The following is a 22,317-nucleotide window of genomic DNA, read 5'->3' as shown; positions in this document are numbered from 1 at the left end:
CCCTCAAATTGAGGGGTTTTTTTATTAATAATCGATACCGATTTGCGCCTTAATGCCTGCATCAAAGGCATGTTTGACCGGTCTTAACTCACTCACCGTATCCGCCACTTCAAGAATATCCCGATGACATCCGCGCCCGGTCACGATAACCGTCTGGTTTGCAGGACGCTGTGTAAGCGTCTTCAGCACCTCTTCAAGGGCCAGGTAATCGTAGGCGACCATATAGGTGATTTCGTCGAGGAGAACCATATCCAGTGACTCATCTGCAAGCATTCGCTTTGCATGCTCCCACACTTCAAGGCACGCTGCGGTATCAGTTTCACGGTTTTGAGTATCCCAGGTAAAACCAGTAGCCATAACCTGAAACTCAACCCCCAGTGGTTCAAGTAGATTACGTTCACCGTTTGGCCACTGACCTTTGATAAACTGGATTACACCTACTTTTTTACCGTGGCCAACGGCACGGGTTGCAGTGCCAAAAGCCGCTGTTGTTTTCCCCTTACCGTTTCCGGTAAAGACTATCAAAATACCGCGTTCATCTTGTGCTGCGGCGACGCGGGCATCGACTTTCTCTTTTTGGCGCTGTTGGCGCTGCTGGTAACGATCTTCACTCATTCCGAAATTCCTGGTTTACGGTTGGGTTGAGCATCAAAGCTCATGCCTGTTTTACGACGGCTATCATCGCCCATCAGCCATAAATAGAGCGGCATGAGGTCCCGTGGCGTTTTCAGCTTATCAGGATCCTCTGTGGGGAATGCACTAGCGCGCATTGCAGTACGTGTGCCACCGGGGTTTATACAATTGACGCGCAAATTATGTTGTTTATATTCTTCCGCCAGCACTTGCATCATACCTTCGGTGGCGAATTTTGATACCGCATAGGCACCCCAACCCGCACGACCCTGGCGGCCTACGCTTGAGCTTGTGAAGACTAGCGAACCGGCATCAGATTTGAGTAATAAAGGAAGCAATGCCTGAGTCAGGAAGAAGGTGACGTTAACATTTACCTGCATCACGTTCTGCCATATTTGCGGATCTTGTTCATCCATTGGGCAAATATCGCCGAGGATGCCGGCATTGTGCAGTACACCATCTAAACGCGGAATTAGCCCTGAAAGTTTATGCGCTAGGTCATGACAGTCTTCAGGTGTTGCGTTGGAAAAATCCAACGTAAACCAGTGCGGTAAGCTGCCATAACGGGTGTTGATTTCATCGGCGACTCTACGGAGCTTATCTTCATTGCGGCCAAGCAGAATGACGTTTGCACCATAACGTGCATAAGTTAAGGCGGCTTCCCGTCCGATACCATCACTGGCGCCTGTGACTAAAATGATGCGATTTTGCAGTAAATCTGTTTTCGGTTGATAGTGCACTCTCAACTCCTCGCGCGATGCTTTTGCTCACGTCTTATTTCTCGGATTTATAACCTTTAGGCTTTATGCCTGAAAGGACTGCTTATTTCAATCAGGCAACAGGAGACAATACCTTTGATTAACATTTTGCAAAAGTTTCATTTTGCTAAAGGCATTCAGGAAGAGGGCTCGCAGCATTTATAGTTGCTTACAGACGTAGAATCACGGCTCGGTTACACTGGGCGATAGATATTTAATGCTCTGAATGGAAGGCGGAAAGCGTGGATCTGATTGCAAACTATGGGCTGTTTTTGGCGAAAATTGTCACGGTCGTTGCGGCTATTGGCATTCTTGTCACGATTATTGTGAATGTTGCCGGTCGCAAAAGACATCAACGAGGTGAGCTGCGTCTCACCAATTTAAGTGAACAATACCAGGAAATGCAGGAAGAAATGCAGGTGGCAAGGCTTGATGACCATCAGCAAAAACTCTGGCATAAAGCTCAAAAGAAAAAACACAAACTCGAAGCGAAACAAGCAAAAGCTCGCGCTAAACGAGGTGAAACGGTTATTTCTGGCAAGCCAACACTTTATGTGTTGGATTTTAAAGGAAGTATGGATGCTCACGAGGTTACTTCCCTGCGCGAAGAGATAACCGCAGTATTGGCCGTAGTGAAGCCTGAAGATGAGGTTCTGCTGCGTCTGGAGAGTCCTGGCGGTGTTGTTCATGGTTATGGGCTTGCTGCGTCACAATTACAGCGTCTGCGCGACAGCAAAGTACGTCTGACGGTTGCTGTGGACAAAGTAGCTGCCAGCGGTGGTTATATGATGGCGTGTGTGGCCGACAAAATCGTCGCTGCACCGTTTTCTATTATTGGCTCGATTGGTGTCGTTGCTCAGGTTCCAAACTTCCATCGCTTACTGAAACGCAATGATATAGATGTTGAGTTGCATACTGCCGGGCAGTACAAACGTACGTTGACACTGTTTGGTGAAAACACTGAGCAAGGGCGTGAGAAATTCCGTGAAGACCTCAACGAAACCCATCAGCTGTTTAAGCAGTTTGTCCATGATATGCGCCCATCATTAGATATTGATTCCGTCGCGACAGGTGAACATTGGTACGGCACTCAAGCTTTAGAAAAAGGTTTGGTCGATGCAGTGAGCACCAGCGATGATTTGCTGATTAATCTGATGAAAGACCGCGAAGTGATCAACGTTCACTATACGCGCCGTAAAAAAATGATGGACCGTTTTACCGGTAGTGCGGCAAACAGCCTTGATAATCTGTTGCTGCGCTGGTGGCAACGTGGTGAAAAACCGCTGTTGTAATTAAATTCAGCGCGTAATTAAAAACGAGGCCTTTTGGCCTCGTTTTTTTGTTTAGTCTTGCAGGTGATATTTTTCAGCAAATACATGCGCAAGATGTTTAAACATATTAAATACGGCGGTGCTTTTGCCGGTAGGTAAGCCTTGCTCATCAAGGAAGTATTCACCTTTGAATACCAGCACCCCGTTTTTTTGTTCGACGTCAGTTGCTTCCATTCCATGCATGAAATCTTCATGGGCACGGATAACTTTGTTGGCTTCAATAATTAGCGACTGTTTATCGATAGGTTGAGTGGTCGGTTTCATGATTTCCTCCTTTAAAAACTGGCAGTAGTGTACTTCCGCTATACTGCAAAGGGCAATATCTCCTGAGTAAACCTAAGGTGATTTAATCAGTTTGGTGTGCTGGCAGGAATCGGAGCTGCATGCTAATAAAGTTGCGTAACTCATTTTATCAGGTAGAGTGTGACGCTTTCGCAAATCTGGCAACGGAATTGCTTGACATTCAACCAAAGTTCCGTCGTGCTATGTCACCGATGCGAAAGACTCGTTATCTCAATCACCTGCGAATGTTCGCTTAATCTGGCCGGTGATGAAAAAAGAGTTGATATCCATTGACGCTGTCGCAATATAGAAAAGCGCGTCGCCAGTGGAAGGTGCAACTAGCGTGCGACGTCTCCTGGAAGAATTACATTAGGTAAAGGTGAATATGGGTAAAGCTCTCGTCATCGTTGAGTCCCCGGCAAAAGCCAAAACGATCAACAAATATCTCGGGAATGACTACGTGGTTAAGTCCAGCGTCGGTCATATCCGTGATTTGCCGACCAGTGGATCAACCACCAAGAAGAGCGCTGACTCCGCCTCCACCAAAGGGACCAAAAAGGTCAAAAAGGATGAACGCGGCGCGCTCGTAAATCGTATGGGTGTCGATCCATGGCACAACTGGGAAGCACAGTACGAAGTGCTGCCTGGTAAGGAAAAAGTGGTTTCGGAACTGAAATCACTGGCTGAGAAAGCAGACCATATCTATCTCGCAACCGACCTTGACCGCGAAGGGGAAGCCATTGCATGGCACCTGCGGGAAGTTATCGGTGGTGATGAAACGCGTTACAGCCGCGTTGTATTTAACGAGATCACAAAAAATGCAATTCAACAGGCCTTCGAAAAGCCGGGCGAATTGAATATTGACCGTGTTAACGCACAGCAAGCGCGTCGCTTTATGGACCGCGTTGTGGGCTACATGGTGTCTCCGCTGCTGTGGAAGAAGATTGCCCGTGGTTTGTCTGCCGGTCGTGTACAGTCTGTTGCTGTGCGTCTGGTTGTTGACCGCGAACGCGAAATTAAAGCGTTTGTGCCGGAAGAATATTGGGAAGTTGACGCGAACCTGACGACGCCGAAAGGCGATAGTCTACCTGTTCAGGTCAGCCACCATAAAGACAAGCCATTCCGCCCGGTTAACCGTGAGCAGACCATGTCTGCGGTTAGCGAGCTGGAAAAAGCCAGTTATTCGGTGCTTGAGCGTGAAGATAAGCCAACCAGCAGCAAGCCTGGTGCGCCTTTCATCACCTCCACTTTGCAGCAAGCTGCAAGTACCCGTCTTGGTTTTGGCGTGAAGAAAACCATGATGATGGCACAGCGTCTTTATGAAGCGGGCCATATTACTTACATGCGTACTGACTCAACTAACTTGAGCCAGGATGCGGTGAGCATGGTACGTGGTTATATCGAAGAGAGTTTCGGTAAGAAATATCTTCCAGAAGCCGCGAATCATTACTCCAGCAAAGAAAACTCTCAAGAAGCGCACGAAGCGATTCGTCCTTCTGATGTGAGTGTTGTTGCCGAGTCGCTCAAAGACATGGAAGCTGATGCGCAGAAACTTTACCAGTTGATCTGGCGCCAGTTTGTCGCGTGTCAGATGACACCTGCGCAGTACGATTCCACCACCTTAACGGTACAAGCCGGTGATTTCCGTCTGAAAACGCGTGGCCGTACGCTGCGTTTTGATGGCTGGACGAAAGTGATGCCTGCGCTGCGTAAGGGTGATGAAGACCGTACATTGCCAGCTGTAGAGCAGGGTGATGAACTCGCTCTGGTTGAAATCATTCCAGGTCAGCACTTTACTAAACCACCGGCTCGCTTTAGTGAAGCCTCGTTGGTTAAAGAGTTGGAGAAACGTGGGATTGGTCGCCCGTCTACGTACGCATCGATCATTTCCACCATCCAGGATCGTGGTTATGTGCGTGTAGAAAACCGCCGTTTCTATGCTGAAAAAATGGGCGAAATTGTTACTGATCGCCTGGAAGAAAACTTCCGTGAGCTGATGAACTACGATTTCACCGCGCAAATGGAAAGCAGCCTTGACCAGGTGGCCAATAATCAGGCCGAGTGGAAAGGGGTGCTGGACAACTTCTTTAGCGATTTCAGTGAGCAGCTTGGTAAAGCTGAGCTGGATCCGGAAGAAGGCGGTATGCGTCCAAACCAGATGGTACTGACCAGCATCGATTGCCCAACTTGTGGCCGTGAAATGGGAATTCGTACTGCAAGTACTGGTGTATTCCTCGGTTGTTCTGGTTACGCTTTGCCTGTTAAAGAGCGCTGCAAAACCACCATTAACCTGGTGCCGGAAAACGAAGTCCTCAATGTGCTCGAAGGCGATGACGCGGAAACTAACGCACTGCGTGCGAAACGTCGTTGTACCAAATGTGGCACGGCGATGGACAGCTACCTCATCGATCCAAAACGTAAACTGCACGTTTGTGGTAATAACCCAACGTGTGATGGTTACGAAATCGAAGAGGGCGAGTTCCGCATTAAGGGTTATGACGGCCCAATCGTTGAGTGTGAGAAATGTGGTTCTGAAATGCACCTGAAAATGGGCCGTTTCGGTAAGTACATGGCTTGTACTAACGACGATTGTAAAAATACCCGCAAGATCCTGCGTAACGGCGAAGTGGCTCCTCCGAAGGAAGATCCTGTTCCGTTGCCTGAGCTTCCTTGCGAGAAGTCAGATGCGTATTTCGTCCTGCGTGATGGCGCGGCGGGTGTTTTCCTTGCGGCAAACACTTTCCCTAAATCGCGTGAAACACGTGCGCCATTAGTGGAAGAACTGTATCGCTTCCGTGACCGTCTGCCAGAAAAACTGCGTTATCTGGCTGATGCTCCGCAACAAGATGCGGATGGTAACAAAGCGGTTGTTCGCTTTAGCCGTAAGACTAAACAGCAGTACGTCTCTTCCGAGAAAGAAGGTAAAGCGACGGGTTGGTCAGCATTCTTTGTGGATGGTAAATGGGTTGAAGGCAAGAAGTAACCGCCTTTAATGTGAAAAGCCGGGGCTATTGCTCCGGCTTTTTTATATCCTCTTATATAACCTGATTATTATTTTTTCTTTCTAACTATACATAGATGGTATAACTGATATAGTGGTTTCAGAGATTTTCACCTCGTCTGATCCCCGCCGTTGTTCATACCGGGGCTGCTTTTACTGCGGATGGAACGCCATGAAACTACAGCAACTTCGTTATATCGTAGAGGTGGTAAATCACAACCTCAACGTCTCGTCGACGGCAGAAGGGCTTTACACTTCTCAGCCGGGGATCAGTAAACAAGTTCGTATGTTGGAAGACGAACTGGGGATTCAGATCTTTGCACGTAGCGGCAAGCACCTGACTCAGGTGACTCCTGCTGGACAAGAGATTATTCGAATTGCCCGCGAAGTGCTCTCAAAAGTGGATGCTATTAAGTCCGTCGCCGGTGAGCACACCTGGCCGGACAAAGGTTCGCTCTATGTCGCTACAACCCATACACAGGCTCGCTACGCGTTGCCAAATGTGATTAAAGGGTTTATTGAGCGCTACCCTCGTGTCTCGCTGCATATGCACCAGGGTTCACCAACACAAATTGCTGAAGCAGTTTCTAAAGGCAATGCCGATTTTGCGATAGCGACTGAAGCACTGCACCTTTACGACGATCTCGTGATGCTTCCGTGCTATCACTGGAACCGTTCGATTGTTGTCACGCCGGATCACCCGCTAGCATCAAAAGAGTCCGTCTCTATCGAAGAGCTGGCGCAATATCCGCTGGTTACCTACACCTTTGGCTTCACCGGGCGTTCTGAATTAGATACGGCATTTAATCGTGCAGGACTAACACCACGTATCGTGTTCACAGCAACTGATGCTGATGTGATTAAAACGTACGTGCGCCTGGGATTAGGGGTAGGGGTTATTGCCAGCATGGCGGTGGACCCGGTGTCAGACCCTGATTTGGTGCGTATTGAAGCACAAGGCGTGTTCAGCCACAGCACGACGAAAATTGGTTTCCGCCGCAGCACGTTCTTGCGCAGTTACATGTATGATTTCATTCAGCGTTTTGCCCCGCATCTGACTCGTGATGTGGTTGATACCGCTGTAGCATTAAAATCTAACGAAGATATTGAAGCGATGTTTAAAGATATTAAACTACCAGCAAAATAATATCGCGAGGTATCTTTCCATGCGCGAAAGATACCTCTTCTCATTTGCATAAAGAATATGATTTACCTCTCTCCGTATTTATTCCCTTCTTAAATCGCTAATTTCCCACACCATATGAATGGTTAATGTGTCTCAATTAAGAGACAAACGTAGATAATAAATAACCTCTGCGCAAATTTACTGTTTCAATTATTTATTTCAGGTCAAAAGATTAAATATTTTCCTGTATCTGGAAAGCAATTTCGCTGGCTTTTGTACTAGAGTTTCTTTAGGATTAATCCCAGCTGGCGATTAATTATACCGATTGTTTAATGATTTATGATAAGTGGTGCCGATTGTATGAGGTTAGCAATGCCTTCAGGAAGTGAAGAACCGCAAAAGGAAACAGGGCTTAAACGTAAAGCCTGGATGGCGGTGTTTCTCGTATCAGGTCTGTTCTGGCTTGTGGTAGCGTTGGCAGCCTGGCATTTTTGGGGGTAATTATGACAGCCCTTGCTCAAACACAAGTGCAAAAAAGTGTACTTCAGCAAGATGACAAGCCTCAGCAAGAAGCAAAATCTGGAGAAGTACAGGTTCCTGAGTCGTGGCAGTTGACTCAAGAACAAAAAGAATTTATCGATCTGTTTTCAACAGACGAACATATAGAACAATAAGAGTTATTTTTATTTACCTTTATTTAACTTGCGGTCAATCACACTTTTTTATTATATGTGATTAACACCTCACTCTTTAAGTAATCACTACACACAGCAATATTCAAACAGACTGATTAATTATTCAGTCATAGTGTTTACCAAAAATAAAGAGAGTGGATTATGGATACTCACTGTAGTGCCAAATACTGGTCATGGCTTAGCGTATTTTCCGTTTCGTTTGCATTTTGGGCCCACATGGTCTGGATGCTGACTCACTAATTATTCCAGCACCCCGGTCACCTCCGGGGTGTAATCAAATCTCCCCCTCTGTCTTTACACAATCCGATTTATCAATTTGGGTTGTTATCAAATCGTTACGATATCTTTGTGTTATCTTTAATACTGTCCCTGATCTTAGTCAGGGATACCGCTATCCTAAGAAATTTACGGAGGAGCTATGTCGTTAACCCTACGAGAGGCCAGTAAGGATACTTTACAGGCGCTGAATAAAACCTATCACTATTACAGTCTGCCGCTGGCCGCAAAGGAACTTGGGGATATCACTCGTTTACCCAAGTCATTGAAAGTTCTGCTTGAAAACCTGCTGCGCTGGCAGGATGGAAACTCCGTCACTCAAGATGATATTCATGCCCTGGCCGCCTGGCTGAAGAATGCTCATGCCGATCGTGAAATTGCTTATCGCCCGGCGCGTGTTTTGATGCAGGATTTTACTGGCGTACCGGCAGTGGTTGATTTAGCCGCCATGCGTGAAGCCGTAAAACGTCTGGGCGGAGATGTTGCCAAAGTTAATCCACTTTCCCCTGTTGACCTTGTTATTGACCACTCCGTGACTGTCGATCATTTCGGTAATGACGATGCTTTTGAAGAAAACGTTAGCCTGGAAATGGAACGTAACCATGAGCGATATGTTTTCCTGCGCTGGGGCCAACAAGCATTTAGTCGGTTTAGTGTGGTACCGCCGGGTACTGGAATCTGCCACCAGGTCAACCTGGAATATCTTGGCAAAGCAGTATGGAGCGAAATGCAGGGTGATGAGCTGGTAGCTTATCCAGACACGCTGGTGGGCACCGATTCGCACACCACGATGATCAACGGCCTTGGTGTTCTGGGCTGGGGGGTTGGCGGTATAGAAGCCGAAGCGGCCATGCTTGGACAACCTGTTTCGATGCTGATCCCGGATGTTGTAGGCTTTAAACTTAACGGCAAATTGCGGGAGGGCATTACTGCGACCGACCTCGTACTTACCGTCACGCAAATGCTACGTAAACACGGTGTGGTTGGTAAATTCGTTGAATTCTATGGCGATGGCCTGGACTCATTGCCACTGGCCGACCGCGCAACCATCGCCAATATGGCACCAGAATATGGTGCAACCTGCGGATTCTTCCCGATTGATACCGTCACGCTGGATTACATGCGCCTGAGCGGGCGTAGCGAAGAACAAATCGCACTGGTGGAAGCCTATGCGAAGGTTCAGGGGATGTGGCGTAATACGGGTGATGAGCCTGTATTTACCAGTACACTGTCACTGGATATGAATGAGGTTGAAGCAAGCCTTGCCGGGCCGAAACGCCCACAGGATCGTGTAGCGTTGGGTGATGTGCCAAAAGCCTTTAGCGCTAGTAATGAGCTTGAAGTAAATAGCAGCCATAAAGATCGCGCACCCGTGGATTACACCATGGGCGGGAAGAGCTATCAGTTGCCAGATGGGGCGGTGGTTATTTCGGCCATTACGTCTTGTACTAACACTTCAAACCCAAGTGTCCTGATGGCGGCGGGCTTGCTGGCTAAAAAAGCCGTGACTTTAGGTTTAAAACGCCAGCCGTGGGTAAAAGCTTCACTGGCACCAGGCTCTAAAGTTGTTTCGGATTATCTTGCGAAGGCAAAACTTACTCCTTATCTCGATGAGCTAGGTTTTAACCTGGTAGGTTATGGCTGCACCACCTGTATTGGTAACTCCGGGCCGTTGCCAGATCCCATCGAACAGGCAATTAAGAAGGGTGATCTGACCGTTGGTGCCGTGTTGTCAGGAAACCGTAACTTCGAAGGGCGTATTCACCCGCTGGTGAAAACTAACTGGCTGGCATCGCCACCGTTAGTGGTGGCTTATGCACTTGCCGGGAATATGAACGTTAATTTGACCACCGATCCACTTGGGCATGACCGCAAAGGTGATCCTGTTTACCTCAAAGATATTTGGCCGAGCAGCCAGGAAATCGCCCGTGCAGTCGCGCAGGTATCAACGGAAATGTTCCACAAAGAGTACGCTGAAGTCTTTGAGGGAACGCCTGAGTGGCAAAGTATCGAGGTAGACCATTCAGATACCTATGGCTGGCAGAGTGATTCTACTTATATTCGTCTGTCGCCATTCTTTGATGAAATGGAAGCTACGCCGAAACCATTGCAGGACATTCATGGTGCCCGCGTGCTGGCCATGCTGGGGGATTCAGTAACTACTGATCACATCTCACCGGCCGGAAGTATTAAGCCTGATAGTCCGGCAGGGCGTTACCTACAAAACCATGGTGTTGAGCGCAAAGATTTTAACTCCTATGGATCGCGTAGGGGTAACCACGAAGTGATGATGCGTGGGACTTTCGCCAACATTCGCATCCGTAACGAAATGGTGCCGGGTGTTGAAGGGGGGATGACGCGTTTGCTACCTGGCGACGAAGTCATCTCAATTTATGACGCTGCAATGAAATATCGCGACAAAGGCATTCCGCTCGCGGTATTTGCCGGTAAAGAGTATGGCTCCGGTTCCAGCCGTGACTGGGCGGCAAAAGGCCCGCGTCTGCTTGGGGTACGAGTGGTTATCTCTGAGTCATTTGAGCGTATCCACCGTTCAAACTTGATTGGCATGGGTATTTTACCACTGGAGTTCCCGCAGGGAGTGACGCGTAAAACGTTAGGTCTGACGGGGGAGGAGTTTATTGATATCAGTGGGCTCAATGATCTGACGCCAGGCGCTACGGTTCCGGTGAAATTAACCTTCGCCGATGGTAGACAAGAGGTGGTGGAGTGCCGCTGCCGTATTGATACCGGCAATGAACTGACATACTTCAAAAATGATGGCATCCTGCATTACGTTATTCGCAACATGCTAAATTAGACAAAAATCTCCCCCAGCGATGGGGGAGAAATCTCTTAATCTTCGGACAGCAAATGGCCCATTTTAGCGGCCTTAGTATCCAGGTAATGCGCGTTTTTCGGATTACGGCCCACGATCAGTGGCACACGTTCAACGATATTAATCCCCGCTTCACTGAGAATTTCTACCTTACGTGGGTTGTTGGTCAACAAGCGTACCGCGTCGACACTTAATAGCTTAAACATGTCAGCACACAGCGTGAAGTCACGTTCATCGGCGGCAAAGCCGAGTTGGTGGTTGGCTTCGACCGTATCGTAGCCTTTATCCTGCAATGCATAGGCGCGGATTTTATTAAGCAGACCAATGTTACGACCTTCTTGACGGTGATATAACAAAATACCGCGGCCTTCTTCTGCAATCTGGGAAAGAGCTGCTTCAAGCTGGAAACCGCAATCACAGCGCAGGCTGAATAGGGCATCCCCCGTCAGACACTCAGAATGCACTCGCGCCAGAACAGAATCATTCCCGCTAATATCACCAAAAACCAGAGCAACGTGGTCTTGTCCAGTTGCCAGTTCTTCAAAGCCCACCATCAGGAAATCGCCCCATGGGGTTGGCAGTTTGGCTTCTGCCACACGTTTAAGCTGCATGTGATTCTCCAGGTACTTATGTTGGCACTCATCGTGCCTGCCAGCTGTCTGGCTTGTTTAATTACTTCTGGCTATTTTGCCACAACGGCGGGTACTTCACCTAATTGACTGCCACGGCTCCTATTTTTACGCTTTGCGTTACGCTACGTTTTCCCATCGGTGCGCTTTTTCAGGTATTCTTAATGTTCAAATTGCATAAGGATAAGTGATGCGGGCAATAGCAAAGCGAACGACAATTGGTGCTGGAATACTGTTAATCATGCCTTTAGCCGTATGGATTTCGGGGTGGCAGTGGGTTCCCGGAGGAAATAGTGTCTGGCTTAAAATGATGTATTGGGTGACCGAAACTGTAACCCAGCCCTGGGGCATTATTACTCATGTTGTGTTGTGCGGTTGGTTTTTGTGGTGCCTGAGGTTTCGCTTAAAAGCAGCTCTAATGCTATTTGCCATACTCGGTGCGGCTATCCTTATTGGGCAGGGCGTAAAATCTGTCATCAAAGATAAAGTGCAGGAACCGCGTCCGTTTGTTGTATGGCTGGAAAAGACGCAACATATTCCAACTGATGAGTTCTACAATTTAAAGCGTAAGCAGCGTAGCGAACTGGTAAAAAGCCAGCTGGAAACGCAACAGGAAGTACCAGGTTGGTTACGTAAACACTGGCAAAAAGAGACCGGTTTTGCATTTCCGTCAGGGCACACGATGTTTGCGGCAAGTTGGGCCTTATTGGGTGTTGGACTGCTGTGGCCTCGCAGGCGAACTTTGACAATTGCTTTGCTGTTAGTTTGGGCAACAGGTGTAATGGGCAGCCGGTTGCTTCTCGGGATGCATTGGCCACGGGATTTAGTGGTAGCCACAATCATCTCCTGGGCGTTGATAACATTGGCAACCTGGCTTGCACAAAAATTATGCGGCCCGCTTTCACCGCCGCCGCAAGAAGCTGATGAAATAGCCGAACGGGATGATGAGCCTTGAGATTATTGATTTAATCCCCATTTCTTATGAATTGGACGCTCTCTATGGATTCCCCGAACACCCGGGAAATGGTAGTTTATACCGTTGGGTAAAAGCATTCGGGCATAATTTAGTCGCGTAAGACCACATGACGGGAAGTAATGTGAAATACTTATTCATTTTCTTACTGGTGCTAGCGATTTTTGTGATTTCTGTCACTCTGGGCGCGCAAAACGATCAGGTAGTCAATTTCAACTATCTGTTGGCACAAGGCGAATACCGCGTCTCCACTTTGTTGGCGACTCTTTTTGCTGCTGGTTTTTTACTGGGCTGGCTGATTTGTGGCCTGTTCTGGTTGCGCCTGCGGGTATCACTTGCGCGCGCCGATCGTAAAATTAAACGCCTGGAGCAGCAAATTACTACAGATTCTGATGTTACTGCGGCTGTTGTACCGGCTGTGAAGGAATAACCTGCCATGCTGGAATTGTTGTTTCTGCTACTCCCTATCGCTGCCGCCTACGGCTGGTATATGGGGCGAAGAAGCGCACAACAAGATAAACAACAAGAGGCTAATCGCCTGTCGCGTGACTACGTGGCGGGGGTTAACTTTTTGCTGTCAAACCAGCAAGATAAAGCTGTGGATCTTTTCCTCGATATGCTCAAGGAAGATACGAATACAGTTGAAGCCCATCTCACGCTTGGTAACCTGTTCCGCTCTCGTGGTGAGGTCGACCGCGCTATCCGTATCCACCAGTCTTTAATGGAAAGTGCTTCACTAACCTACGAACAGCGCTTGCTGGCCGTGCAGCAGTTGGGCCGTGATTATATGGCTGCGGGATTGTACGACCGCGCTGAAGATATGTTTGCCCAGTTGATCGATGAAACTGATTTCCGAATCGGCGCGTTGCAACAATTGTTGCTGATTCACCAGGCAACCAGCGACTGGCAAAAAGCCATTGAAGTAGCAGAACGTTTGGTCAAGCTCGGAAAAGATAAGCAGCGTACAGAAATTGCCCACTTCTATTGTGAGCAAGCGGTGCAATTGATGGGGAGCGATGATCTTGATCGAGCCATGTCTCTGCTTAAGAAAGGGGCTGCTGCCGATAAAAATTGCGCGCGCATATCTATCATGATGGGTCGCATCTTCATGGCTCGTAACGAATATGCAAAAGCCGTTGAGACATTGCAGCGCGTTATTGATCAAGATAGCGAATTAGTCAGCGAAACGCTGGAAATGCTACAGACCTGCTATCAGCAATTAAATAAACCGCAAGAGTGGGAAGCGTTCTTAAAACGCTGTGTTGAAGAAAACACCGGAGCAGGTGCAGAGTTGATGCTGGCTGAGATTCTCGAACATAAAGAGGGGTCTGAAGTCGCGCAAGTTTATATCAACCGACAGCTCCAGCGTCATCCTACTATGCGTGTGTTCCATCGTCTGATGGATTACCACTTGCAGGAAGCAGAAGAAGGGCGTGCAAAAGAGAGCCTGATGGTGCTTCGTGACATGGTTGGTGAACAGGTTCGCACTAAACCGCGCTATCGTTGTCAGAAATGTGGCTTCACGGCTTTTACGCTCTATTGGCATTGTCCTTCTTGCCGGGCATGGTCGACGATTAAACCTATCCGAGGCCTGGATGGGCAATAACAGATATTTATAAAAAAAAGAGATATTTTAGTTACAACATACTAATGATCTTTTCTGTAAAACACACCTCGGCATCGAGTCAATTATGCCTGGCAGGGTATAATGGCAACTGTAATTTTGCGTGTGCCACGAGTAGAATGCTTGCCGTTTATCTCTATGCGGCGCAGTGCTGTCCAACATCAGAAGGTTTAGTCATGAATTCAACTGCATCATCCTCCTCCCTTGTTGCCACCGATTCTCCTATTGTTGTCGCACTTGATTACGATAATCGTGATAAAGCCTTAGCATTCATCGATCGCATCGACCCGCGTGATTGCCGTCTAAAAGTGGGCAAAGAGATGTTTACTTTGTTTGGACCGCAATTGGTGCGAGATATTCAGGTACGTGGCTTTGACGTATTCCTTGATCTGAAATTTCACGATATTCCGAATACGACGGCACATGCAGTTGCCGCTGCGGCAGAACTTGGTGTCTGGATGGTGAACGTTCATGCCAGCGGTGGGGCTCGTATGATGACGGCTGCACGTGAAGCTTTGCTGCCATTTGGCAACGATGCACCATTACTGATTGCCGTTACTGTCCTTACCAGCATGGAAGCAAGCGATCTGGTCGATCTCGGCATTGCTGCCACTCCAGCTGAACACGCTGAGCGCCTGGCTCGTTTGACACAAAATTGTGGTTTAGATGGTGTAGTTTGTTCTGCTCAGGAAGCTGTGCGTTTCAAGAGCGAATTGGGCCAATCATTTAAGCTCGTTACACCTGGCATTCGCCCGGTTGGAAGCGATGCAGGCGATCAGCGCCGCATCATGACTCCGCAGCAAGCACAAACGGCGGGTGTAGACTTCATGGTAATTGGGCGTCCGATCACCCAATCTGCAAATCCTTCTCAGACGCTGCGTGATATCCGCGCTTCATTGCTGCAAGGTGAATGATGAAAGACGATAACAGCCGTTTAGTTTACTCAACTGAAACAGGTCGCATTGATGAGCCTGCGTCGGCACCCGTTCGCCCAAAAGGTGATGGTGTGGTGCGGATTCAACGACAAACCAGTGGCCGTAAAGGCAAAGGTGTTTGTTTGATTACCGGTATCGATGCGGATGACGCGCAATTAGCAACGCTCGCCGCCGAATTGAAGAAAAAATGTGGTTGTGGTGGTTCACTAAAAGATGGCGTTATTGAGATTCAGGGTGATAAACGTGACCTGATTAAATCTCTGCTTGAAGCAAAAGGTATGAAAGTAAAATTAGCAGGTGGTTGATTCGTTTAAGATATAATAGAAACAATCAGGCCACGGTAAATATACCGTGGCCTTTTATTATGACTGCTGAAAGTCAGACCTGAATATTAAAAACTTTATAATGTGTAAAAGCATTTACGCTTTTGCTGGTATCAAGCTTTATTTACTTACTTGATGACCGATAATACCACCTACAGCTGCACCACCTAATGTGCCAAGTGCACTACCGTCAGTTAAGACAGCACCACCAACAGCACCGGCACCTGCACCAATCGCGGTGTTACGGTCACGTTTGGACCAGTTTGAGCAGGCGCTCAGAGAGGTAGCAACAGTTAAAGCCAGCACAACGGCAGCAATTTTTTTGTTATTTAAGGTCATAATACTTTCTCCTGAATTATTGATTCACGGAAATAGTCTCTAGTTAAGTATAGTGGCAATAAACCAACTTATAGAGCGTTCCGCGAAACTGCATAACGATATAAGACCTAAAAGATAACTACGGTGATTATCACTTCCTGTTATATCGCTGATAAATATTCTAATTTGTATTGGAAATAACAATAGGTAAATAATCTTAAAGGATAGGCAGGATAATTCTGATAAGAGAGCTGCCTACTGGGCCGCAGGCAGCTAAAAAGGTTCTCAGGCGATCGGAAATTGTTTAACAATATTGACCTGTATCCCCGTGTCCTGCAATTGTTGGCTAGCAACTCCGCTAAGCGCATCGTCTGTAATGACGCGGTTAATGTGTGAGAGCGGGCCGAGAGTGTAGGGATGTATCGCACCAAACTTAGAACTGTCAGTCAGTACAATGGTTTCACTACCTTTTTCCAGCACAGTATTAACCACATCAGCGCGCATCATGTCGCGGCTGGTAAATCCGGTTTCTGGTAAAAAACCGTCAATACCGATAAATGCTTTGCTGAAATGGACTTGCTGGATAAATTGGCGCGTCAGAGGGCCAACCATGCTTTCACTCTTCTTCTGGTAAATGCCACCAAGCAACACAACTTCACAATCGGTATCTTTCAAAAGATGCGCAATGTAGCTACTGACGGTAATCAGAGTGATTTTTTTCTGCTCGGCTAACGCGCGAGCCAGCAGTGCATTGCAACTGCCATTTTCGATAAAAATCGTTTCACCGTCGTTTACCAATGTTGCGGCAAAATCAGCAAGATGACGCTTCAACGAATAATTGTTCATCATTCGGGTTTCGACATCTTCACTATCTAGCGGAACGGCATAACCGTGAGCACGTTTCAGATAACTTTTCTTCTCCAGAAGATTGAGATCCTGGCGAATAGTGACTTCTGAGACACCGGTTTTTTTAGCGAGATCCGCCACACTCATGCGGCCTTGATCTATCACCATTTGTAAAATAATTTGTTGTCTGGAGTTCATGTCAGCCAATTTTGAGGCGGTGCTTAATGCACCGCCGGATTATCAAAGTGTATGTTCTGTGCGGGCTATAATATCATCCTGCGCGTCTGGAGATAAGGCAGTAAAGAAAGCAGAATAACCTGCTACGCGCACCACCAGGTCACGATACTTATCAGGATGTTGTTTGGCATCAATAAGTGTTTCACGGGAAACAATGTTGTATTGAACATGCCAGCCTTTATGCGCTTCAAAGAAAGTACGCAACATAAGCATCAATTTTTCACGGTCGCGTGGGTTATCTAATGTTGCCGGATTCAGCTTCTGGTTAAGCAACACGCCACCCAAAATCTTACTGGTTGGCAATTTGCCAACGGAGCTGATAACTGCGGTTGGGCCAAGACGGTCGGTGCCTGAGGCCGGGCTTGCACCTTCTGCCAGTGGCGTCGTTGCTTTACGTCCATCCGGGGTTGCCATTGTTGCGGCACCGAATGGTACGTTCGCAGATATAGATGAAGTACCCGCGTAGTAAGTTCCGCCGATAGGGCCACGGCCAAAACGAGTATTGTGATACTGCTTCAGCTCGTCAATATAGGTTTGGTAAGCTCGAGCTAACAGTAAATCGACTTCATCTTCATCGTTGCCATATTTTGGGGCGCCATTAATCAGGCGCTGGCGTAGCTGTTCACCAGTCAAACCCTCAAAGTCATTGGCCAGTGCTTCAGCAAGCTGTTGTTGACCAATCACTCCTTGCTCGAACACCAATTTTTTCACTGCTGCAAGGCTGTTTCCAAGGTTGGCAATACCAACTTGCAGGCCAGAAACCCAGTCATATTTTGCGCCGCCTTGTTTAATACTTTTACCACGCTCAATGCAGTCATCCACTAGGGCTGAGCACAGAATGTCGTGAGCATTTTCTTCCAGAACCGTATCCACAACACACTCAATCTCTATGGATTTCTGGGTGTAATAGCGGATTTGAGCATCCCACGCATTCATCACCTGATCAAACTGGGTGAAGTTTCCGGCTGAGAGCGCATGTTCTTGCGCAAGGAAAACTTTACCGCTGGTAGCATCACGACCATGTTCGAGTGCAGCCAGCATGACACGAGCAAAGTTAATGAAACTCATGCCTGTGCAACGGTATCCCCATTTGCCGCCGACAGCTGTTTCAATACAACCAATCGCTGCGTAGTCGTATGCATCTTCACGACTGACACCGAGTTTAATAAACTCCTCAATCACGATTTCATCGTTGTTAAATGCAGGCATCCCGAAACCACAGCGAATCACCTGAACGCAAGCATCAAGGAAGTCATTACTCATTCCAGCATGGTAACGCACACTCAAGTTCGGCTGTGTTGAGCGTAACTGCCCACATGATTCAAGGATGGCGTATGAAAGTGGATTCACCGCATCTACAGCTTCACCATTAACCAGTGTCTGGCCACCAATGGTGACGTTTTGATAAAGCGGGCTGCCGGCAGAGGCTTTGGAGTGAGAACCAGAGCGGATTTTGTTCACTTCCAATAATTTCAACCAACAGCTTTGCAGGAGTTCGATAGCCTGGTCGCGACCTAAACTTTGCTCAAGTTCGACATCACGGCGATACCACGGATAGAGGAACTGATCGAGGCGGCCAAAAGATACGGAGTGGCCATTAGATTCTATCTGCAATACCAGCTGTATGAAGTAGCTCAACTGCAAAGCTTGCCAGAATGAGGTTGGTTTATGATGAGCAATGAGTTGGCAGTTTTCGGCAATGGCGAGCAGTTCATCACGGCGTGTAACACGTGATTCTGTGCTCGCCATTTCTTTGGCAAGCGCCGAGTAGCGTAGAATATGCTCGCTTAATGCAACGAAAGTAATATCAATCGCTTTCAGGAATTGCTCTTTGTGCAGATCTTCCCAGTCGGTCAGGTGTAGACGTGAACGACGTTCGGCTACTTTTGCACGTAAACCATCAATGCCTAATTCCAGCAACAGTGGGAAGTTGACCGCCAGATGCGCATCGCCTGAAGTCATATTTCCTTCGGCTTTAATAATGCCACTTGCCAGTAACTCCTTTTGCTCGTCGGTGAACATTCCGTAGCAGCGATCCTGCACGGTTTGCCCACGCCACCATGGGCAAATTTCATGCATCACCGCTTTATCAGCATCTGAAATTGAGAAACCAGCACCAGGGCGGTCGCCCAACTCATCAATTTCAGTTTCAATCCATCCCACGGTGTACTCAGGGAAGAATGGTGCCCCGCGAACGTGGCTTGCCTGGTTACCAATGATCAATTCATCATGCTTAATCCAGATAGTGCGCTCAGCAAGGTGGTGGGCGAGTGCGAGAGCACGGCGCACGGGTAATGGTTTATCCTGGTGCTGTTGATAAATCGCTGTGTAATGTTGCGCACGCTCGGTACAAACTGGTGGCTTAACAATATGAATCAATGCTTCTTTATGATCTTTGATACGTTGGCTTAAGGTGTTCAGGTTCAGTTGGGTCATCGGTTTATCCTCTTATCCAGGCGGTCATCCCTTTTTGGCTTGCGTACTGCTCAGCAAACTGCAGCAGTTCTGGCGCATCAAGGGGTTGGTGCGCGGCCAGATAAGGGATACTCAGGAGCTTGTATTTGTTGATACCTAAGGTGTGGTAAGGCAAAAAATGAATCGCTTTCGCACCGATTTCATCGGCAGCAAAATCAGCGATTGCGCGAATTGATTGCTCGTCGGCATTAAAATCTGGGATCAACGGCACGCGAATCGTCATTTCTACGTTGCGTGCAGCCAATTTGCGAAAGTTGTCCATTACACGTTCGACGTTGCCGTCGGTCCATTGTTTGAAGCGCTGCGCATCAACATGCTTAAGGTCGGCGAGCAGGAGATCCAGATGGTTAATCGACGGTTCTATGTATTTCCACGGCACATGGAGGCAAGACTCAACGGCGGTATGAATTCCTGCCTCTTTGCTTTTACGCAGCAGTTGCTCAGCCATTTCAGGCTGCATGAATGGTTCGCCGCCAGAAAGTGTAATTCCTCCACCGCTGCGGTCGTAAAATGGTCTGTCGCGAAGCACTTTCTGCATGATTGCATCAATACTTTGTGTCTCACCGCATACGCTTAATGCTTGGGTAGGGCAGCAATCCGTCAACGTAGTCATGTCGTCAGTCGTAAGCTTTTCACGGGCGATAATCAAAACGTCATCAATACGGCTGATTGCATGTGGTGCTGTCTGTGGACAAAGATCGCAACCAGCAAGGCATAGACGCTCGTCAAACAGCACATCCTGCCCACGAGCACGGCTTTCAGGGTTCTGGCACCAGCGGCAGCCCAGAGAGCAGCCTTTAAGGAATACGACTGTGCGAATCCCTGGACCATCATGTGTTGAGTAACGTTGGATATTAAATAGCATAAGCCCACCTTAATCTTCTTTCGTAAATTAGATTACTTTCGAATGAAAGTTTTATTGATTTTGATCAGATAAAGAACAGACAGTGGCGTTATGATGTCGGGAATCAGATAGATGACCAATCCGGAGAGTTTATGGAACTGTATTTAGATACTGCTGACGTTGCCGCAGTGAAGCGCCTGGCGCGTGTTTTGCCGTTGCAGGGCGTAACAACCAATCCCTCCATCGTTGCCAAAGCGGGGATTTCTTTGTGGGAAGTACTACCGGCCTTGCAGGATGCATTAGGTGGTGAAGGCAAACTATTTGCTCAGGTCATTGCCGCGCAGGCTGACGAAATGGTGAAAGAGGCTGAATTACTAGTGAAGCGTGTCCCGGGTCTTGTTGTGAAAGTCCCTACCACGGTAGAAGGCCTGGCGGCGATGAAGCAGTTGAAGGTAATAGGCATTCCGACGTTGGGCACTGCGGTATATGGTGCAGCTCAAGGATTACTTGCCGCATTAGCTGGGGCTGAGTATGTTGCGCCGTACGTCAACCGCCTGGATGCGCAGGGTGGTGATGGTATTCAAATGGTGCAGGATTTACAGCAGTTGCTGACTCTGCACGCCCCACAATCTAAAGTGCTGGCCGCTAGTTTCCGTACACCACATCAGGCCATGTCATGTTTACTGGCAGGATGTGAAGCAATTACGCTACCTGTTGATGTCACTGAACAACTGTTAACGACACCGGCCGTGAATGCTGCGATTGCAACTTTCGAGAAAGACTGGCAAGGTGCATTCGGCTCATTGAGCCTATAAAAACGCCGGTTTTCACCGGCGTTAGATTCAAATCTCCCAGGGCGACTTTTTCAAGTCGCCTTCTTTTATCTCTTCACCATTAGCGATGTTCAGCAATTCCGTTTTCAGGATTTCAAGATTGTTAATAGCAGACGCATGATCGCCCCCCACCAGAATATCCAGCACGGTATCAATACGTTTTGCGAGTTGCAGAGGGTCCACTGAAGGCATAGTGCGTCCTGGTCAGTTGCGGAAAAGTGTTGCCTTCATAATGCAAAAAAAGGTCTGGAAAGAGAAGGCTCAATTGCGAATTTTTACCCTTACACATCAATCAATTATTGAACAACATATAAGTAATAATTATTAAACACTCCGATACATTCATCCTGGTGCGGTAGTGGATTAGTCTGATCCTGCGTGTAACACGCTTTCATAACATGAGGATAAGATAATGACAGTAATTAACCAGCCAACCTGCAAATTGTTCACGGACACTACTCGATTCACCCAGTTGTCGGGTTACTACGAGGCGGAACGTCGCACTGTGTGGATGATGTTAAGAGCACAGCCCCGTCCTTGCTTCAACCACAAGCTAATCGAAGAAATTATGAACCTGCGGTATCTGGTTCAACAGGAGGGTTTTGTGGTTGATTTTTGGGTGACAGGCTCTCTGGTGCAGGGAATGTATAACACTGGCGGCGATTTGGGCTTTTTTGTTGAATCAATACAGCAGGGGCGTCGTGAGGCATTGCGCGCATATGCCAGGGCTTGTGTCGACTGTGTCCATGCAGCCTCACGAGGGTTTGATAGCGGTGCAATTAGCCTTGCGATGGTTGAGGGCAGTGCATTAGGCGGGGGATTTGAAGCAGCACTAGCACATCATTTTGTGCTGGCACAACGAGATGCCCGTCTTGGTTTCCCGGAGATTGCTTTTAACCTCTTCCCGGGAATGGGGGCCTATTCATTGGTTGCACGCCGCTCAGGCATGAAACTTGCTGAAGAGCTGATTTATAAAGGAGAGTCTCACACCGCTGAGTGGCATCAGCAGTTTGGACTGGTTGATGAACTGTTTGAACCCGGTCAGGGTTATCTTGCTACTCGTACTTTCATTGATACATTGCAGCCTAAACTGAATGGTGTACGGGCTATGTTGCGTGCCCGTCAGCGTGTACTTCAACTCCCTCGATCGGAGTTGATGGATATCACCGAAGACTGGGTTGACGCAGCATTTTGCCTCGAAGCTAAGGATATCGCTTATATGGAAAGGTTAGTGCAAATGCAAAATCGTCACAGCGCCACAGCTTTGCGTAAAGCCAGTTAACACGTGAGCCAACGCTCGAATACGGCTGTGGGCATTGGTCTAAATCCTGCCGTTTGTTGA

Annotated in this window: 23 protein-coding genes; 14 read left to right on the top strand and 9 right to left on the bottom strand. The window is 47.9% G+C overall.

Going from position 1 to position 22,317, the window contains the following annotated elements:
- Nucleotides 1-24 precede the first annotated feature (24 nt).
- Together cobO and M977_RS00670 are read right to left on the bottom strand one after the other, a co-directional pair.
- Nucleotides 25-615 carry a cob(I)yrinic acid a,c-diamide adenosyltransferase gene (cobO, locus tag M977_RS00675; protein WP_064511632.1) on the bottom strand — a complete coding sequence of 197 codons (591 nt, stop codon included), beginning with the start codon at nt 613-615 and terminating at the stop codon, nt 25-27.
- On the bottom strand, nt 612-1,373 hold the full coding sequence (locus tag M977_RS00670) for a YciK family oxidoreductase (protein WP_064511631.1): 762 nt from the start codon (nt 1,371-1,373) through the stop codon (nt 612-614). The genes cobO and M977_RS00670 overlap by 4 nt, the downstream gene beginning before the upstream one ends.
- A 260-nt stretch (nt 1,374-1,633) precedes the next feature.
- On the opposite strand from M977_RS00670, the gene sohB reads away from it, so the two are divergent.
- A complete protein-coding gene (gene sohB, locus M977_RS00665) occupies nt 1,634-2,683 on the top strand; it encodes a protease SohB (RefSeq protein ID WP_064511630.1) in 1,050 nt (349 codons plus the stop codon).
- 51 nt (nt 2,684-2,734) lie between these two features.
- On the opposite strand, the gene M977_RS00660 is transcribed toward sohB, so the two are convergent.
- The gene (locus M977_RS00660; RefSeq protein WP_034455430.1) at nt 2,735-2,986 is read right to left on the bottom strand and encodes a YciN family protein; all 252 of its coding nucleotides are present in this window, start codon (nt 2,984-2,986) and stop codon (nt 2,735-2,737) included.
- A gap of 403 nt (nt 2,987-3,389) precedes the next feature.
- On the opposite strand from M977_RS00660, the gene topA reads away from it, so the two are divergent.
- From topA to acnA, 6 genes are all read left to right on the top strand, one after another.
- Nucleotides 3,390-5,987, top strand: a complete 2,598-nt coding sequence (gene topA / locus M977_RS00655) for a type I DNA topoisomerase (protein ID WP_064511629.1) — start codon at nt 3,390-3,392, stop codon at nt 5,985-5,987.
- A gap of 190 nt (nt 5,988-6,177) precedes the next feature.
- Nucleotides 6,178-7,152 (top strand): HTH-type transcriptional regulator CysB, encoded by a 975-nt coding sequence (gene cysB, locus M977_RS00650; RefSeq protein ID WP_064511628.1) that lies wholly within the window; start codon nt 6,178-6,180, stop codon nt 7,150-7,152.
- A 318-nt stretch (nt 7,153-7,470) separates the two neighbouring features.
- Entirely contained in the window at nt 7,471-7,632 is a 162-nt protein-coding gene (locus M977_RS24125; RefSeq protein WP_074388631.1) for a YmiA family putative membrane protein, read from the top strand.
- Between the two features lie 2 nt (nt 7,633-7,634).
- Nucleotides 7,635-7,805 (top strand): hypothetical protein, encoded by a 171-nt coding sequence (locus tag M977_RS25120; RefSeq protein ID WP_157092015.1) that lies wholly within the window; start codon nt 7,635-7,637, stop codon nt 7,803-7,805.
- 162 nt (nt 7,806-7,967) lie between these two features.
- Nucleotides 7,968-8,066, top strand: a complete 99-nt coding sequence (gene ymiC / locus M977_RS25995; protein ID WP_279586320.1) for a small membrane protein YmiC — start codon at nt 7,968-7,970, stop codon at nt 8,064-8,066.
- 178 nt (nt 8,067-8,244) lie between these two features.
- Nucleotides 8,245-10,920, top strand: a complete 2,676-nt coding sequence (acnA, locus tag M977_RS00645) for an aconitate hydratase AcnA (RefSeq protein WP_064511627.1) — start codon at nt 8,245-8,247, stop codon at nt 10,918-10,920.
- Between the two features lie 35 nt (nt 10,921-10,955).
- On the opposite strand, the gene ribA is transcribed toward acnA, so the two are convergent.
- On the bottom strand, nt 10,956-11,549 hold the full coding sequence (gene ribA / locus M977_RS00640) for a GTP cyclohydrolase II (protein WP_034455434.1): 594 nt from the start codon (nt 11,547-11,549) through the stop codon (nt 10,956-10,958).
- Between the two features lie 208 nt (nt 11,550-11,757).
- Here ribA and pgpB point away from each other — a divergent pair, with 208 nt between their 5' ends.
- The 5 genes from pgpB (at nt 11,758) to yciH (ending at nt 15,404) form a co-directional block, all read left to right on the top strand.
- A complete protein-coding gene (gene pgpB / locus M977_RS00635) occupies nt 11,758-12,522 on the top strand; it encodes a phosphatidylglycerophosphatase B (protein ID WP_064511626.1) in 765 nt (254 codons plus the stop codon).
- A 142-nt stretch (nt 12,523-12,664) separates the two neighbouring features.
- Nucleotides 12,665-12,970: a LapA family protein gene (locus M977_RS00630; RefSeq protein WP_034455436.1), complete on the top strand. Its 306-nt coding sequence runs from the start codon at nt 12,665-12,667 to the stop codon at nt 12,968-12,970.
- Between the two features lie 6 nt (nt 12,971-12,976).
- Nucleotides 12,977-14,146 (top strand): lipopolysaccharide assembly protein LapB, encoded by a 1,170-nt coding sequence (gene lapB, locus M977_RS00625; protein WP_064511625.1) that lies wholly within the window; start codon nt 12,977-12,979, stop codon nt 14,144-14,146.
- 194 nt (nt 14,147-14,340) lie between these two features.
- The gene (gene pyrF / locus M977_RS00620; protein WP_064511624.1) at nt 14,341-15,078 is read left to right on the top strand and encodes an orotidine-5'-phosphate decarboxylase; all 738 of its coding nucleotides are present in this window, start codon (nt 14,341-14,343) and stop codon (nt 15,076-15,078) included.
- Nucleotides 15,078-15,404 carry a stress response translation initiation inhibitor YciH gene (gene yciH / locus M977_RS00615; RefSeq protein ID WP_064511623.1) on the top strand — a complete coding sequence of 109 codons (327 nt, stop codon included), beginning with the start codon at nt 15,078-15,080 and terminating at the stop codon, nt 15,402-15,404. The genes pyrF and yciH overlap by 1 nt, the downstream gene beginning before the upstream one ends.
- Nucleotides 15,405-15,542: 138 nt before the next feature.
- Here the strand turns inward: yciH and osmB are convergent, their stop codons facing one another.
- From osmB to M977_RS00595, 4 genes are all read right to left on the bottom strand, one after another.
- Complete coding sequence (osmB, locus tag M977_RS00610; protein WP_064511622.1) at nt 15,543-15,761, bottom strand: osmotically-inducible lipoprotein OsmB; 219 nt, start codon at nt 15,759-15,761, stop codon at nt 15,543-15,545.
- 264 nt (nt 15,762-16,025) lie between these two features.
- Nucleotides 16,026-16,784 carry a DNA-binding transcriptional regulator YciT gene (gene yciT, locus M977_RS00605; RefSeq protein WP_064511621.1) on the bottom strand — a complete coding sequence of 253 codons (759 nt, stop codon included), beginning with the start codon at nt 16,782-16,784 and terminating at the stop codon, nt 16,026-16,028.
- A gap of 42 nt (nt 16,785-16,826) precedes the next feature.
- Nucleotides 16,827-19,259 carry a formate C-acetyltransferase/glycerol dehydratase family glycyl radical enzyme gene (locus tag M977_RS00600; protein ID WP_064511620.1) on the bottom strand — a complete coding sequence of 811 codons (2,433 nt, stop codon included), beginning with the start codon at nt 19,257-19,259 and terminating at the stop codon, nt 16,827-16,829.
- 4 nt (nt 19,260-19,263) lie between these two features.
- Nucleotides 19,264-20,163, bottom strand: a complete 900-nt coding sequence (locus tag M977_RS00595) for a glycyl-radical enzyme activating protein (RefSeq protein WP_064511619.1) — start codon at nt 20,161-20,163, stop codon at nt 19,264-19,266.
- Between the two features lie 131 nt (nt 20,164-20,294).
- Here M977_RS00595 and fsa point away from each other — a divergent pair, with 131 nt between their 5' ends.
- Nucleotides 20,295-20,957: a fructose-6-phosphate aldolase gene (gene fsa, locus M977_RS00590; RefSeq protein ID WP_064511618.1), complete on the top strand. Its 663-nt coding sequence runs from the start codon at nt 20,295-20,297 to the stop codon at nt 20,955-20,957.
- Between the two features lie 27 nt (nt 20,958-20,984).
- On the opposite strand, the gene yciZ is transcribed toward fsa, so the two are convergent.
- The gene (gene yciZ / locus M977_RS00585) at nt 20,985-21,167 is read right to left on the bottom strand and encodes a protein YciZ/DeoL (protein ID WP_034455445.1); all 183 of its coding nucleotides are present in this window, start codon (nt 21,165-21,167) and stop codon (nt 20,985-20,987) included.
- 220 nt (nt 21,168-21,387) lie between these two features.
- On the opposite strand from yciZ, the gene M977_RS00580 reads away from it, so the two are divergent.
- Nucleotides 21,388-22,257 carry a crotonase/enoyl-CoA hydratase family protein gene (locus M977_RS00580; RefSeq protein WP_064511617.1) on the top strand — a complete coding sequence of 290 codons (870 nt, stop codon included), beginning with the start codon at nt 21,388-21,390 and terminating at the stop codon, nt 22,255-22,257.
- Nucleotides 22,258-22,317: the final 60 nt, after the last annotated feature.

Origin of the sequence: Buttiauxella gaviniae ATCC 51604 (genome assembly GCF_001654835.1) — a bacterium.
GTDB classification, from domain to species: domain Bacteria; phylum Pseudomonadota; class Gammaproteobacteria; order Enterobacterales; family Enterobacteriaceae; genus Buttiauxella; species Buttiauxella gaviniae.
This window is presented reverse-complemented; position numbering and strand designations above follow the sequence as displayed.